We start from the raw sequence: 13,311 nt of genomic DNA on the forward strand, positions 1-13,311 counted from the left end.
TTCCTCCTCCATTTCCATCTTCAATCCCTGATCCATGACAAGGAGCCAGACCATGGCCATTGCCATCCACGACCCGACTCTGCGCGACGGTAACCATGCCATTGCCCACACGCTTAGCCTTGATGATATCGCCGCCTATTGCCGGACCGTTGATGGCTGCGGGCTGGATGTGGTCGAGGTTGGACATGGCAACGGGCTGGGGGCGTCCTCCCTGCAGCTGGGCATGGCGCGCCATGCGGATCATGAGATGCTGGAAACCGCCCGTGCCAATCTGAACTGCACCAAGCTGGGCATTCATGCGATCCCCGGTTTTGCGAAGATTTCCGACATCAAGGCCGCGATTGATATTGGTGTCGATGTGTTTCGCATTGCCTCGCATTGTACCGAGGGCGATCTGACCCAAAGCTATATCGAATATGCCCGCAGCCAGGACAAATATGTGCAGGGCGTGCTGATGATGACCCATATGGCGCCTGCAGAGGTGCTGCTGGCGCAGGCACAGCGTCAGGTCTCTTATGGTGCAAATGCCATTGTCCTGATGGATTCCGCAGGCAATTACGATCCGCGCGACACAAGCGGGAAAATTGGCCTTCTGGCCGGGGAACTGGATGTGCCGGTTGGCTTTCACGCCCACAACAATCTAGGCCTCGCAATTGCCAATTCCGTTGCTGCCGCCGAAGCGGGGGCGACTATATTGGATGGCACTATGCGCGGGTTTGGGGCCGGTGCCGGCAATACCCAGCTGGAGGTGCTCTGTGCGGTGCTGGAACGCTACGGCTTTGAGACCGGCACCGATGTTTTTGCGCTCTGCGAGGCGGTGGAGGCGCTGCCGGAGCTGCCGCCGGTGCAGCGGCGCACGATCGTGGGGACCTCCAACCTGATCAGCGGTATCTACGGTGTCTGCGCGGGGTTTGAAAAACATGTGACCCGTGCGGCGCAGGATTTCGGTGTCTCGCCCCGCTTCATCTACGAGGAACTGTCGCGCTGCAACGCCGTTGCCGGGCAGGAGGATTTGATCATCTCAGCTGCGGCGCATCTGTCCAAGACGGCCCCCCAAACATCGGCGCAACCGCGCAAAGGAGTGACGGCATGACCCTGAGAACCGCCATCATTGGCAGCGGAAACATCGGCTGTGACGTGCTGTGCAAAGTGCAGCGTTCGGCGCTGCTGGACTGCACATTGTTTGCCGGGCGCAATGCGGCCTCGCCCGGGCTGGCACTGGCACGTGCCCGGGGCGTTCCAGTGACGGATCGCGGCGCCGAGGGGCTGTTTGCTGCGCTCGACAGTTTTGACGTGGTGTTTGACGCGACATCCTCGGCCGCGCATCAGGCCCATGCGCCCGCGCTAGAGGCGGCAGGCAAAGTGGTGGTCAACTTGACCCCGGCTCCGAATGGGGCGCTTTGCGTGCCCTCACTGAATGGCGATGAGCTGTTGAAGGCCAGCAATATCAATATGATCACCTGCGGCGGTCAGGCCTCAATCCCGATCGCGCAGGCCATGACCGAGGCCAATCCGGATATCAATTATCTTGAAGTAGTGTCCTCAATCAGCGCCGAAAGCGCGGGTCCAGCGACGCGGTTGAACCTCAATCACTACATCGAAACCACCGAAAGCGCGCTGAGGCAGTTCACCGGCTGCTCCAACGTCAAGGCGATCCTGAATATCAACCCGGCCAAGCCAAACGTCTATATGCAGACCGCGATATCGGCGCTGGCGGCGCGGCATGATCTGGCAGCGGCTGAGGCGGCCATCGCCAAGGCGGTGACACGGCTGCGGGCGGCTGTGCCAGGCTATGACGTGATTGTCGAGCCGCATGTCACCGGCGACCGGTTGTTCACCATGGTGCGGGTGACCGGCGCCGGTGACTATCTGGATCCATCGGCCGGCAATCTGGACATCATCACGGCGGCGGCCACAAAGATGGCCGAGGCCATTGCCCGTGCTGGAGACAGGCGGGGGGCAGCTCCGGCGGTGCCGCAACCGATGGAGAGCGTGGCGTGATGGGCCGCTTAGACAACCGCCCGGATGCTGCTGCCCGCATGGCCGGAGGAGGGCGCCATGCCTGATCTGGCCAATGCACATCGCAACACACCGTTCTGTCCGATCCTTGAGCTGGCAGGCCGCATTCAGGCGCGGAACAGGCCGGTGGTGGATTTCTCCATCGGGGTGCCAAATTTCACGCCGCCGCAGCGGGTCTATGACGCTGCCATTGCCGCCATCCATGCGGATCAGTGCCGCTATGGTCCCAGTCGCGGCGAGGCAGGGCTGATCGCCGCCTATCTGCAATACCTCGGGCAGTTGGGGCTGGACCGCTTCGGTCCGGAGAACATCGCGGTGGGGCAAGGCGGCAAACATCTGCTCTATTCACTGTTTCAGGTGCTGTTTGAGCCCGGTGATACCGTGGTCATTCCTGCCCCCTGCTGGCCGACCTATTTTGACATTGCCCGGTTGAACGGGGTTGCAGTGCGCACGCCATATTGCGGGCTGCATCAGGGCTATAAACTGGATCCGGCGACACTGGAAGCGGTACTGGGCGGGCGGGTTGTGGCACTGGTGCTGAACAACCCATCCAACCCCACCGGTGCACTTTACAGCATGGCCGAGCTGGCGGCACTGGCCGAGGTGCTGCGCCGTCACGATGTCTGGATCATCAGCGATGATGTCTACCAGCGCTTTGTCTATACGGATGATCCCTGCCCGCACTTACTGGATATCGCGCCCGATCTGGCACCCCGGATTATCAAGGTGGACAGTATTTCAAAGCTTTACGGGATGCCGGGCTGGCGTGCTGGGCTGTTGGCCGCGCCGCCTGAGGTGGCGGATGCGGTCGCGACGCTAAACAGCAATTCGATTTCCAACATGCCGCCTGTCGTTGCCGCCGCCGCAGCGGAGGCGCTCTACGGCGATCAGGGGTTTTCGCAACGGATGACGCCCGGCTACCGGGCGCGGCGGGACATCCTGCTGACCGCCTTTGACAGCGCGCCGCAGATCCGTTGCGCCCGTCCGGGGGGTGCGTTCTACCTGTTTCCAGACATCTCGCGGGTGTTCGGGTCCATGCACCACGAACAGATGATCAGCACCGATCAGGATCTTTGCAATTTGCTGCTGGAGGAATATGGCGTTGCGGCTGTGCCCGGGCGCCATTTCGGGGCGCCGGACAATATTCGCTTGTCCTATGCGATTGACTCCGATCAGGTCCGGCAGGGAGCACGTCAGATCCTGCGATGTATGGCAGAGCTGGAGGAGACGCCCAGAACACGGCAATCTGCTGACCCCCTCCCGACGGTACAGACGCCGGTGATGGAGGTGGTTTCCTGACACCGCTGGGGAGGCAGGCCCCAGCCCGCCTCCCCAGCCCGGTTGTGCCTGTTCGGTTGCGCCAGTCCGGTGGTGTCCAGTCCAGCCGCAGCCGGACGGCGGCATAAATCAGCAGCAGCAGGTTGCGGCCCCCAAGGCGGCAATCGGCAGCACAAAGCCATATTCGGCCGAGCTGAGGCCCTGCATCAGCGCCTTGCGAAAGCTCTGCTGCACCGGCGCACGCGGTGACGGTTGAGGTGCCATACGGCCAAGAAATGCCGCGCGTTGATGATATCCGGCGGGTCCAGATAGCCATTGCGTGCACGCGTCTCTGCGATCTCCTTGATCCGCCGTTCGACGGCAGCCTGATCCCCTCTCGGGACATCGCTGCGCGATGCCCTGCCGGGCAGTGGTCCGCCGGGACTTGTAGTGGCAGGTGGATATGGCGAAGCAGATGGCCCCGCAAGCCTTCCGGACCGCCCCCCAATGACAAACAGATAATCATAGCGGAGAGGTGCAGAGGAGGCAGCGCATTCCCCGGCAGTAAAAACCGCTACTGGCTTTGCAGCCAATCGGCAAAGGCCTTGACGCCGGTCTGCAGACTGCTTTGCCGCGGACGCACCAGAAAATAGCCATAGTCCGTCAATGCGTGGTCCGACAGGCGGAACAGCTTGGCCTCTTCCAGCTCGCGCGCGATCAGCGCATCCATCAGCGCAATCCCCTGCCCGTCGATGACCGCCTGCACCCGCACGTTGGGGTCGGGGATGATCAGCGCATCACGGCGCGCTTGCTGCGGCAGCCCCGCCGCTTGCTGCCAATCGCTCCAGGCGTTGCTGTCATCATGGTCGCGCAGCAGCGTCATGCTGGCAACCGCCTGCGCGATGCCCTGCCGCTCCACCTGTTCCAGCGCCGCCGCATTGCCGACGGGATAGGCCGGGCAAGGCATGAACGGGGTGATCTCCCCGTCCTCCCATTGGCCGCTGCCCCAGCGGATCGCGATATCCACGCCCTGCGCCTCCAGATCGAACAGCCGGATCATCGGCTGCAGCCGCAGCTGGATATCCGGGTGCTCTTGCATGAACGACATCAGCCGCGGCGACAGCCAGCGGGCGGCAAAATAGGTTGAAACACCTACCGTCAGCGTGCGGCTGGAGACGCCCTTCAGCGCCAGAACCCCGGCCTCGATATCCTCGTAATGGCTTTGACAGGCGGCCAGCAGTTTCTGCCCCGCCGCAGTGATCTCCACCCCGCGGGCATTGCGCTGGAACAGGGCAAACCCCAGCTCCGCCTCCAGCGTTTTGACCTGATAGCTGACCGCGCCCTTGGTCATGTTCAGCGCCCCGGCGGCATCTGAAAAACTGCGGTGGCGGGCGATTTCAACAAACAGCCGCAGGCTGTCGTGGTGGCGGAATTCTACAGACATAAGGCAACCGTATAAATTTCCTGAACGCAGTGCACAAATAAAATCGATTGCCGGGCGCGCAGATTCCTAAAATATAGACCCCGGAACATTCACTCGGGAGGCTTCAAGTTGGGAAATATGAACGCTGATACGCATATCACCCAGCGCGGCCGGTCGCGCCGGGGGCGGCTGACCCGGCACAATGCACCGCAGGCAACACCTATCTACCAGCGCCGCAACATCCCCGCCTATGATCTGCTGGAGGATACTGCGCTGGCCCGGATCGAGACCCAGGCGGATTGGATCCTGGAGCATATCGGGGTTGAATTCCGCGGCGATGGTATTGCCCTCAGGCTGCTGGCCGGGGCCGGCGCAACAGTTGATGGCCCCCGCGTCCGCTTTGCGCCGGGCCATGCCCGGCAGCTCTGCGCCACCGCACCCGCCGAGTTTCAGCTGCACGGGCGGAACCCTGCCCGCACGGTCACCCTGGGCGGCAGCAATCTGGTGCTGATGCCGGGCTATGGCTCCCCCTTTGTCAGCGATCTGGCGCAGGGCCGCCGCTATGCCACGCTGGCGGATTTCGCGAATTTCGTGAAGCTATCGCATCTGTCCCCCGCGCTGCACCATTCCGGCGGCACCGTGGTAGAGCCGACGGACGTGCCGGTGAACAAACGCCATCTCGACATGGTGCTGGCGCATCTCACCCTGTCGGACAAACCGTTCATGGGCGGCGTCACCTCAGCCCAGGGCGCGCAGGACAGCATTGATATGGCGCGGTTGGCCTTTGGCGCCGGCTTCCTGGACCGCCACGCGGTGATGCAGGCCAATATCAACGTCAACTCGCCGCTGATCTATGACGAAACCATGTCCGGCGCCCTGCGCATCTACGCAGCAGCCAATCAATGCGTCTGCATCTCCCCCGCGATCTTTGCCGGCGCCATGGGGCCGCTCTCCCCCGCTGCCGTCGCCGCCCAGACCCTGGCCGAGGCGATGGCGGGCATTGCCCTCGCCCAGCTGGTGCGCCCCGGCTGCCCGGTGGTGTTCGGCAGCTTCCATTCCTCGATGAACCTGCGCAGCGGCGCGCTGACCTTCGGCTCGCCCGAGGCGAACCTCGCCACCATGGCAATCACCCAGCTGGGCCGCCGGCTGGGGGTGCCGGTGCGGTCGGGCGGCGGCCAGGTCACCGCTTCAAACGCACCCGACGGCCAGGCGATGCAGGACAGCGCCGGGGCGATGTGGGCGACGCTGCTGTCGGGTGGTCATCAGGTCTGGCACGCGGCGGGCTGGCTCGAAGGCGGGCTGGTGATGTCTTACGAGAAATTCATCATGGACCTCGACCACTGCGGCGCGATGCTGAAGATGCTGCAGGGGTTCACCGTGGAAGACGAGGATTTTGGCCGCGATGCCTACGGCGAGGCCGGGCCGGGCGAGAACTTCCTGTCCACCGGCCACACCCTGCGTCACTACACCACCGCCAATTATGAACCGCAGATCCCCGATGCCGGCCCCTACGAGACCTGGGAGGAAAACGGCCGCCTGACTGCGGATCAGCGCGCAACGGCACGCTGGCAGCAGATGCTGGCAGAGTATCAGCCGCCGCCGATGCCGGACAGCACCTGCACCGCCCTGAATGACTTCGTGGCACAGCGCAAAGCCGCCATGCCCGACGAATGGTATTGAAAAAGGACCATAAGATGACCGCAGAACTGAGCCGCACATCGGCGCTTGCCTCCCGCCACACCGCCCTTGGATCGGGACTGGAGGACTGGAACGGCATGGGCACCGCCTGGAGCTACAGCACCGACCCGAACGACGAACACGACGCGGTGCGCGAACGGGCCGGCATGTTCGACATGTCGCCGCTGAAAAAGGTCTTTGTGCGCGGCTCTGACGCGCAGGCCGTGCTCGACCACCTGACCACCCGCGACCTTAGCAAAGTCACCCCGGGCAAGGCCGCCTACCTGTGTGTTCTGACCGAGGATGGCGGCATCGCAGACGATGCCATCGTGTCGAACAACGGCGGCGATGAATGGATGATCGTGCATGGCTCCGGCGATACCATGGCCCTGCTTCAGGCTTCCGCCGAAGGCCGCGACGTGTTCGTGGAATTCACCGACGATCTGCATGACATCTCGGTCCAAGGCCCGGCCGCACTGGAAATCCTGAATGCCCATTGCGGCACCGATCTGGCCGCATTGGGATACTTCGAACATACCCCGGCCACCCTGTTCGGCCATCCCTGCCGGATTTCACGCACAGGTTACTCCGGCGAGCGCGGCTATGAGATCTTTGCCGGTTCCGCAGCAGTCACCGATATCTGGGACCAGCTGGCGGCGGGTGGCGTGATGCCCTGTTCTTTCACTGCGCTGGACAAGGTGCGGATTGAGGCCGGGCTGCTGTTCTATGGCTACGACATGACAGCGGACAACACCCCTTGGGAAGTTGGCCTGGGCTTCACCGTCAGCGCGTCCAAGAACAACTTCCGCGGCAAAGACGCCCTGATGGCGGCAAAGGACGCTGCGAAGATCCGTAATGTCTGCCTCGATATCAATCACCCGGACATGGTTGAGGGCGGCGAGACGCTGCTGCTGGACGGCGAACAGGTCGGCGTGATCAACAGCCCCTGCTATTCGCACCGTTTGGGCAAATCCCTGGCATTGGCCCATATCCGCCCCGGCATCGCCATCGGCACCGTTCTGCAGGTCGCCGGCGGCACCCTGGAAACCACGGCAATCGTGACGCAAAGCCCGGTCTACGACCCGCAAAAAACCCGCACCCACGGCTGACCCGTCCTGCAGAACGGCAGAGGGCGGGCACCTGAACTGCCCGCCCTCCGCGCCCTAGCCCTGCGCCGCCAAAAACGCCGACACCCGCGCCAGGCCTTCCTGCAGGATCTCCGCCCCGTTGGCATAGCCGATGCGCACATAACCTTCCATGCCCAGGGCCGACCCCGGCGTGAACATCACCCCCGTCTGCTGCAGCAGCGCCACGCAGAAATCACGCGATGCCATGGGCAGATCGTATTTCAGCAACGCGGTGGTGCCCGAGCGCGGCCTCACCCAGGATATCCGCAGCTCCCGGTCCACCCAGGCGGCAAGGATCGCCAGATTGCCGCGGGTGATGCGCTGGCTGCGCGCCAGAACCTGATCGCGGTTCTCCAGCGCCAGCGCGGCAAAATGGTCGTTGATCATGCCCACCGAAATCGTGTCGTAATCGCGGTGAACAGACACCGCCCCGATAACCTCCTGCGGCGCCGCAATCCAGCCCAGCCGCAGCCCCGCCAGGGAATAAGCCTTGGACATGCCACCCGTCGAAATCCCCTTTTCATAGATATCCGCAATCGAGGCGGTGATGCCGTCCCCCTCCTGATCGGTGCCGCGATAAACCTCGTCGCACAGGATCCAGGCGCCGGCCGCACGGGCAATACCGGCGATCTCCTCCAGCATCCCCCGGTCCATCAGCGCACCGGTGGGATTGTTGGGATTGCTGATGGCAATCAGCCTGGTATCCGCCGTGACCAGGGCCCGCAGCGCATCCAGATCCGGCAGAAACCCGTCTTCTTCGCGCAGCTGCAACTGATGTACATCGGCGCCGATACTGGCCGGGATCGAATAATGCTGCTGATACGCCGGCACCACCGCCACCACGCGGTCGCCGCGCGACACCAGCGCCTTATGCACCAGCATATTGGCGCCGATGGTGCCATGGGTGACAATGGTGTTTTCCACCTCCTGCCGCGTGTACAGCGCCGCAATGGCGCGGCGCAGCCGGTCCGAGCCCTCAATGGCGCCATAGGTCATCTTCATGCCCAGCAGATCAGACAGGTCTGCGGGGGTCTTGCCCGCCAGCTGCAGCAGCTCAGCGATGGTCAGGCTTTCAACACAGGTTTCAGCCAGATTCCATTCGCATTTGGTCTCCCATTCGTTCATCCAGATTTCGACGCCAAAGGGATCTATATGCATGATTTATGTCCTTAACTTCCTGCGCAGATGCCGCCCCCGACCCTAGGCGGCTTTGCCCGCCCCTGCCATCATCCCCAAGGATGATGCGCCGCGCGCCCCGCCGTGCTATGGCGCCCGGACCGGGAGGGGACTGTGGAATTCCAAGACACTGACATCGCAGCGGCGGCCCAGGCGCTGGCCAGGGTCATTGACGGCCATGGCGGCGCGCCGTACCTGATCGCCGCCGCCGGCCATCTGCTGCCCTTCACCGCCGCTTTCTGCGTCGTCAACCGCAAGGGCCAGTGTCCTGTTTACCTGTGCGACACCTATCCCGAAGGCGGCGCCAAGGAGGCGGTGCAGCTTTATGCCCGCAGCACTTATCTGCTCAATCCGGTCTATAACGCAATCCTCGACGGGCTGCCGCCGGGGCTGTACCGGATGGCCGATCTGGCACCCGACAATTGGAATCTCTCCGCTGAAGCCGCCGGCGTTCTGGCCGAGGACGCCGAGGAAATCGGCTACCGCACCCCCGGCTGGCCTGCCGGGCTGCAGGAACTCACCCTGCTGGCGGCGCTGCCAGAGGATGCCATGGGCGAGATCAGCTTTGCCCGTCCCGCCGCCGAGGGCGGTTTTCCGGATGATCTGCAGGCCCGGCTGCGCCCTTTTCTGCCGCTGTTTGCGGCTGCCTTCCGCCGGCTTTGGTCCCGCCATACGGACAGCCCGGCCCCGGCAGAACCGGAGCGGAAACTGCAGGACTTCGCCCGCAGCACCCTGTCCCCGCGCGAGGCAGAGATTGTGCAGCTGATCCTTAAGGGGCATTCCAGCCTGTCAATCAGCCTGACCCTGGGGATTGCTCTGCCAACAGTCAAAACCCACCGCAGGAACGCCTATGCCAAACTGGGCATCAGCACCCAGCAGCAGCTGTTCAACGCCTTCCTGCACTGGCAGGCCAAGACCCGGCAGCGGTCTTAGGGCCAGGACCCATTGATTTCCGGTGGGTGGTGTGATTCACGGTTCGAAAAATGAGCGGTGATATGTCTGATCTTTTCTGGCTGACGGACGCGCAGATGGCCCGTCTTGAGCCTTATTTTCCGAAGTCCCACGGTAAGCCGCGTGTTGATGACCGGCGTGTTCTGAGCGGAATTATCTTCATCAATCGCAATGGCTTGCGCTGGCGTGATGCTCCCAAAGATTACGGCCCGCACAAGACTTTGTACAACCGTTGGAAGCGGTGGAGCGACAAAGGCATCTTTGCCCAGATGATGGCCGGTCTGGCTGCTGATCACGGTGAGGAAAAGACCGTGATGATCCCCTCTCGGGACATCACCTCGTGATGCCCTGCCGGGCAATGGACGCAACTTACCTGAAAGCACACCGTACGGCCTCCAGTCTTGGGGTTAAAAAGGGGGGCGTGGGCGCCTGATCGGGCGCACTAAGGGCGGCATGAACACTAAGCTGCACGCAATCTGTGACAGCCAGGGGCGTCCACTGAACCTGTTCGTGACCGCCGGACAGGTCAGTGATTACACCGGTGCAAAGGCGCTGCTAAGTGGCCTGCCTGACGTCCAATGGCTTCTCGGAGATCGCGGGTATGATGCCGATTGGTTTAGAGAAGCGTTGAAAGACAAAGGGATACGCGCCTGCATCCCCGGTCGAAAGCAGCGCAAGAAAGCCATCAGATACGACAAGCGCCGGTACAAGCGGCGCAACCGCATTGAGATTATGTTCGGCAGGCTGAAGGACTGGCGGCGGGTTGCAACACGATACGACAGATGCCCAAAAGTCTTCCTGTCAGCAATCGCGCTTGCAGCCCTCGTTATCTACTGGCTTTGAAACTCAATGAGGCCAGAGCCTAGAGGCTGCTGTTCATTTGAGCCTGCATACTTTCGATGGACTGGCAAAGCCGGGTGGTGAAGGCCTGTGAGGTCAGGGATTGTGCCGCGTAGCCCGGTGTTAGTATCGAAACACCGGTGCTGATCCGGGGGCGGAACCGGCGAATCACCAGGCCGGCCGTGGTCTGGCGCTGCTGCAGGCAGCCGTAGGCGGTGATCATGTCGCAAATCATGTAGCACATACCCGCTGCAACGAATTGCAGGCCCGGCGTCCAGGTGCGCAGCTCCAGCCGTTTGCGGAACCGGCAGCCGCTCCTGTGAAATGCGGCCTCTGTCCGGGCCGTCAGCGGGTGTTCGTCGAACAACGCGGCCATCGGCTGCCCGTCCAGATCCTGCGGTGTAATCTCTTCGGCGGCTGCAAGCGGATCGTCGGCAGGAAGCACGCAGACGCATTCGAGATCGAAATCCATCTGCCGGACCGAGGGGCGCGGCACCGGTGTTTCGGCAAATCCGATGTCGAATTGCTGCGACGCGATCAGATCCTCGATCACATCCGACGAGCGCATGATCAGCGAGACCTCCAGCTCATCCTTGCCTTGAAGAAAATCCGTTAGAATCCGCGGCATGAAAAGCCCCGCTGCCGCCGGGTGGCAAGCGATGCGCAGCCTGCCGGCCTCGTGCGAGCGGATTTTGCTCACCGTGCGCTCGATCCGCTCAATGCGTTCAAGGACGGTCTCGCATTCCTCCAGAAAGAACCGGGCTTCCGGGGTCGGGATCAGTTTTCCCTGCTCGCGGACAAACAGGCTGAAGCCCAGCTCCCCCTCCAGCGTCGAGATCATGGTGCTGACGGCGGGCTGGGTGCGCCCGACGGTGCGCGCGGCCTGGGAGATGGAGCCGCTGCGCATGACCTCGCGAAAGGTGAAGATCTGGCGGATTGAGAAATTCATGGCATAGGTATCAAGGCAATTTATGGAGTCACAGATATTTTGAAATTGATCTTATGCCCCTTGTCCAGCCAAATCCGCCAAACCCGGTGAGGGGACACCGGAAGGAGGACAGATGGACACATTTTCAAAATATCTGCTGACCGGGCTGATCTGCCTGGTGGCCCTGGGCCAGTTCGTTCAGGTGGTCACCCGCTATTTGCTGCAGATCCCGGTGATGGGGCTGGAGGAAACCATGCTCTACCCCACTGTCTGGCTCTATCTTCTGGGGGCCGTCAACGCCTCGCGCGAGGACACCCACATCCGTGCCAACGTGCTGGAAATCGCCATCAAGACAGAGCGCGGCCATACCGTGCTGGCGATCATCGGCGAGGTTATCAGCCTGACGGTCGGCCTGTGGCTGCTGAGCTGGGCGTGGGAGTACACGCAATATGCCTGGCGGGTCTGGAAGGAGAGCCCGACGCTGTACCTGCCGACATTCTTTTCCGAAGTGGCGCTGGCGGCCGGACTGGCCCTGATGATGCTCTACACCGCGGTGCATTTGCTGCGCCATATCAACGACCTGCGCGCCGGAGCTGCACAATGATCGAAATCGCCCTTCTTGCCATTGCTGTCCTGGTGCTGACGCTGACCCTTGGCGTGCCGCTGCCCTACTGCTTTGGGGCCTCCCTGATGATCATGTATTTCCTGGGCGATGTGACCATGAAAGGCATGATGCTGTGGGGCTCCCAGCAGCTGGGCAACCCGGTGCTGCTGGCCATTCCGCTGTTCGTGCTGGCGGGCACCATCATGTCGGCCAGCGGTATCGCGGCCTCGCTCTTGAACTTCGTCAATGCCTTCATCGGCCATATCCGCGGCGGCCTGGGCGTTGTGGCTGCGGTCAGCTGCGCCATCATCGGCGCGATCTCCGGCTCCGGCCTGACCGGCATCGCCGCCATTGGCCCGCTGCTGATCCCCGAAATGGAAAAGCGCGGCTATCCGCGGGAATACGCCACCGCGCTGATTGCCAATTCGTCCATCCTGGGGCTGCTGATCCCGCCGTCGGTCACCATGATCGTCTATGGCTGGGTAACCGATACCTCGATCCTCGCCTGTTTTCTGGCGACCCTTGGGCCGGGCCTGCTGATCATGTTCAACTTTTCGGCCATGAACCTGTGGATGAGCCGCAAGTTCGACCTGGTGCTGGACGACACGCCCAGCTTCTCGGCGCTGGCCGGAGACGTTGCAAAAAAAGGCTTTAACGCCACCCCGGCGCTGCTGATGCCGGTGATCATCCTGGGCGGCATTTACGGCGGCATCATGACCCCGACCGAAGCCGCAGCACTGTCGGTGATCTATGCGCTGCCGGTTGGCTTCTTCATCTACAAGGGCCTCAAATGGAACAGCTTCCTGGATGCCGGCAAGGAGGCCGCGACCGCCGTGGGCGCGATTATGGTGATGATCCTGTTCTCGATGATCCTGAGCCAGATGTTCGTCTACGAAGGCATCCCGCAGCAGATGGTCAGCGCGATCTTCGAGATCACCGAGAACAAGGTGCTGTTGCTGATCTTTATCAACATCCTGCTGTTCCTCGTCGGCATGGTGGTGAATGACGTCACCGCCATCATCCTGATTGCGCCGCTGTTGCTGCCGCTGATGCAGGCGATCGGCGTCACCCCGGTGCAGTTCGCCGCGATTATGGGCGTGAACACCGCGATGGGCGGGGTGACGCCGCCCTATGCCTCGATCCTCTATCTTGGCGCGCGGATCGGCAATGTGAAGGTCACCAAGGTGATCCCGCCCGCGATGATCCTGATCCTGACGGGCTATGTGCCGGTGGTCTTTCTGACCTCGCTATGGCCTGACCTGTCGCTCTTTCTGCCGCGGTTCTTTGGCTACTGATCCCACCCCCCAGA

At 62.5% G+C, this 13,311-nt stretch carries 12 protein-coding genes and 1 pseudogene; 9 read left to right on the top strand and 4 right to left on the bottom strand.

Annotation, left to right across the window (positions count from 1 at the left end; translation table 11 throughout):
• The first annotated feature begins 52 nt into the window (after positions 1-52).
• Genes dmpG through K3724_RS23660 form a run of 3 tightly spaced genes read left to right on the top strand, consistent with a single transcriptional unit; the run spans position 53 to position 3,318 of the window.
• Positions 53-1,093, top strand: a complete 1,041-nt coding sequence (dmpG, locus tag K3724_RS23650) for a 4-hydroxy-2-oxovalerate aldolase (RefSeq protein ID WP_259993263.1) — start codon at positions 53-55, stop codon at positions 1,091-1,093.
• A complete protein-coding gene (locus K3724_RS23655; RefSeq protein WP_259993264.1) occupies positions 1,090-2,001 on the top strand; it encodes an acetaldehyde dehydrogenase (acetylating) in 912 nt (303 codons plus the stop codon). The genes dmpG and K3724_RS23655 overlap by 4 nt, the downstream gene beginning before the upstream one ends.
• A 57-nt stretch (positions 2,002-2,058) precedes the next feature.
• Positions 2,059-3,318 (top strand): aminotransferase class I/II-fold pyridoxal phosphate-dependent enzyme, encoded by a 1,260-nt coding sequence (locus K3724_RS23660; protein ID WP_259993265.1) that lies wholly within the window; start codon positions 2,059-2,061, stop codon positions 3,316-3,318.
• A 108-nt stretch (positions 3,319-3,426) separates the two neighbouring features.
• On the opposite strand, the gene K3724_RS23665 is transcribed toward K3724_RS23660, so the two are convergent.
• The gene (locus K3724_RS23665) at positions 3,427-3,561 is read right to left on the bottom strand and encodes a hypothetical protein (RefSeq protein ID WP_259993266.1); all 135 of its coding nucleotides are present in this window, start codon (positions 3,559-3,561) and stop codon (positions 3,427-3,429) included.
• Between the two features lie 289 nt (positions 3,562-3,850).
• Positions 3,851-4,720, bottom strand: coding sequence for a LysR substrate-binding domain-containing protein (locus tag K3724_RS23670; RefSeq protein WP_259993267.1), 870 nt, complete (start codon positions 4,718-4,720; stop codon positions 3,851-3,853).
• 117 nt (positions 4,721-4,837) lie between these two features.
• On the opposite strand from K3724_RS23670, the gene K3724_RS23675 reads away from it, so the two are divergent.
• Together K3724_RS23675 and K3724_RS23680 are read left to right on the top strand one after the other, a co-directional pair.
• Complete coding sequence (locus K3724_RS23675) at positions 4,838-6,379, top strand: trimethylamine methyltransferase family protein (protein WP_259993268.1); 1,542 nt, start codon at positions 4,838-4,840, stop codon at positions 6,377-6,379.
• A 14-nt stretch (positions 6,380-6,393) separates the two neighbouring features.
• Complete coding sequence (locus K3724_RS23680) at positions 6,394-7,485, top strand: aminomethyltransferase family protein (protein ID WP_259993269.1); 1,092 nt, start codon at positions 6,394-6,396, stop codon at positions 7,483-7,485.
• A gap of 54 nt (positions 7,486-7,539) precedes the next feature.
• On the opposite strand, the gene K3724_RS23685 is transcribed toward K3724_RS23680, so the two are convergent.
• A complete protein-coding gene (locus K3724_RS23685; RefSeq protein ID WP_259993271.1) occupies positions 7,540-8,661 on the bottom strand; it encodes an aminotransferase in 1,122 nt (373 codons plus the stop codon).
• Between the two features lie 132 nt (positions 8,662-8,793).
• Between K3724_RS23685 and K3724_RS23690 the strand changes: the two genes are divergently transcribed.
• Both K3724_RS23690 and K3724_RS23695 read left to right on the top strand, forming a co-directional pair.
• Complete coding sequence (locus K3724_RS23690; RefSeq protein ID WP_259993273.1) at positions 8,794-9,612, top strand: LuxR family transcriptional regulator; 819 nt, start codon at positions 8,794-8,796, stop codon at positions 9,610-9,612.
• A gap of 62 nt (positions 9,613-9,674) precedes the next feature.
• A pseudogene (locus K3724_RS23695) lies at positions 9,675-10,473 on the top strand (IS5 family transposase).
• A gap of 19 nt (positions 10,474-10,492) precedes the next feature.
• Here the strand turns inward: K3724_RS23695 and K3724_RS23700 are convergent.
• Positions 10,493-11,419, bottom strand: a complete 927-nt coding sequence (locus tag K3724_RS23700) for a LysR substrate-binding domain-containing protein (protein WP_259993274.1) — start codon at positions 11,417-11,419, stop codon at positions 10,493-10,495.
• A 112-nt stretch (positions 11,420-11,531) separates the two neighbouring features.
• On the opposite strand from K3724_RS23700, the gene K3724_RS23705 reads away from it, so the two are divergent.
• On the top strand, positions 11,532-12,002 hold the full coding sequence (locus tag K3724_RS23705) for a TRAP transporter small permease (RefSeq protein ID WP_259993275.1): 471 nt from the start codon (positions 11,532-11,534) through the stop codon (positions 12,000-12,002).
• Entirely contained in the window at positions 11,999-13,297 is a 1,299-nt protein-coding gene (locus tag K3724_RS23710) for a TRAP transporter large permease (protein ID WP_129373375.1), read from the top strand. Before K3724_RS23705 ends, K3724_RS23710 begins: the two co-directional genes overlap by 4 nt.
• Positions 13,298-13,311 lie beyond the last annotated feature (14 nt).

Source organism: Leisingera sp. M658 (assembly GCF_025144145.1).
Taxonomy (GTDB): domain Bacteria; phylum Pseudomonadota; class Alphaproteobacteria; order Rhodobacterales; family Rhodobacteraceae; genus Leisingera.

Bases quoted from the DNA above. Each gene is read 5' to 3' on its own strand.
- dmpG (WP_259993263.1), top strand. From the start codon at position 53: ATGGCCATTGCCATCCACGACCCGACTCTGCGCGACGGTAACCATGCC.
- K3724_RS23655 (WP_259993264.1), top strand. From the start codon at position 1,090: ATGACCCTGAGAACCGCCATCATTGGCAGCGGAAACATCGGCTGTGAC.
- K3724_RS23660 (WP_259993265.1), top strand. From the start codon at position 2,059: ATGCCTGATCTGGCCAATGCACATCGCAACACACCGTTCTGTCCGATC.
- K3724_RS23665 (WP_259993266.1), bottom strand. From the start codon at position 3,561: ATGGCACCTCAACCGTCACCGCGTGCGCCGGTGCAGCAGAGCTTTCGC.
- K3724_RS23670 (WP_259993267.1), bottom strand. From the start codon at position 4,720: ATGTCTGTAGAATTCCGCCACCACGACAGCCTGCGGCTGTTTGTTGAA.
- K3724_RS23675 (WP_259993268.1), top strand. From the start codon at position 4,838: ATGAACGCTGATACGCATATCACCCAGCGCGGCCGGTCGCGCCGGGGG.
- K3724_RS23680 (WP_259993269.1), top strand. From the start codon at position 6,394: ATGACCGCAGAACTGAGCCGCACATCGGCGCTTGCCTCCCGCCACACC.
- K3724_RS23685 (WP_259993271.1), bottom strand. From the start codon at position 8,661: ATGCATATAGATCCCTTTGGCGTCGAAATCTGGATGAACGAATGGGAG.
- K3724_RS23700 (WP_259993274.1), bottom strand. From the start codon at position 11,419: ATGAATTTCTCAATCCGCCAGATCTTCACCTTTCGCGAGGTCATGCGC.
- K3724_RS23705 (WP_259993275.1), top strand. From the start codon at position 11,532: ATGGACACATTTTCAAAATATCTGCTGACCGGGCTGATCTGCCTGGTG.
- K3724_RS23710 (WP_129373375.1), top strand. From the start codon at position 11,999: ATGATCGAAATCGCCCTTCTTGCCATTGCTGTCCTGGTGCTGACGCTG.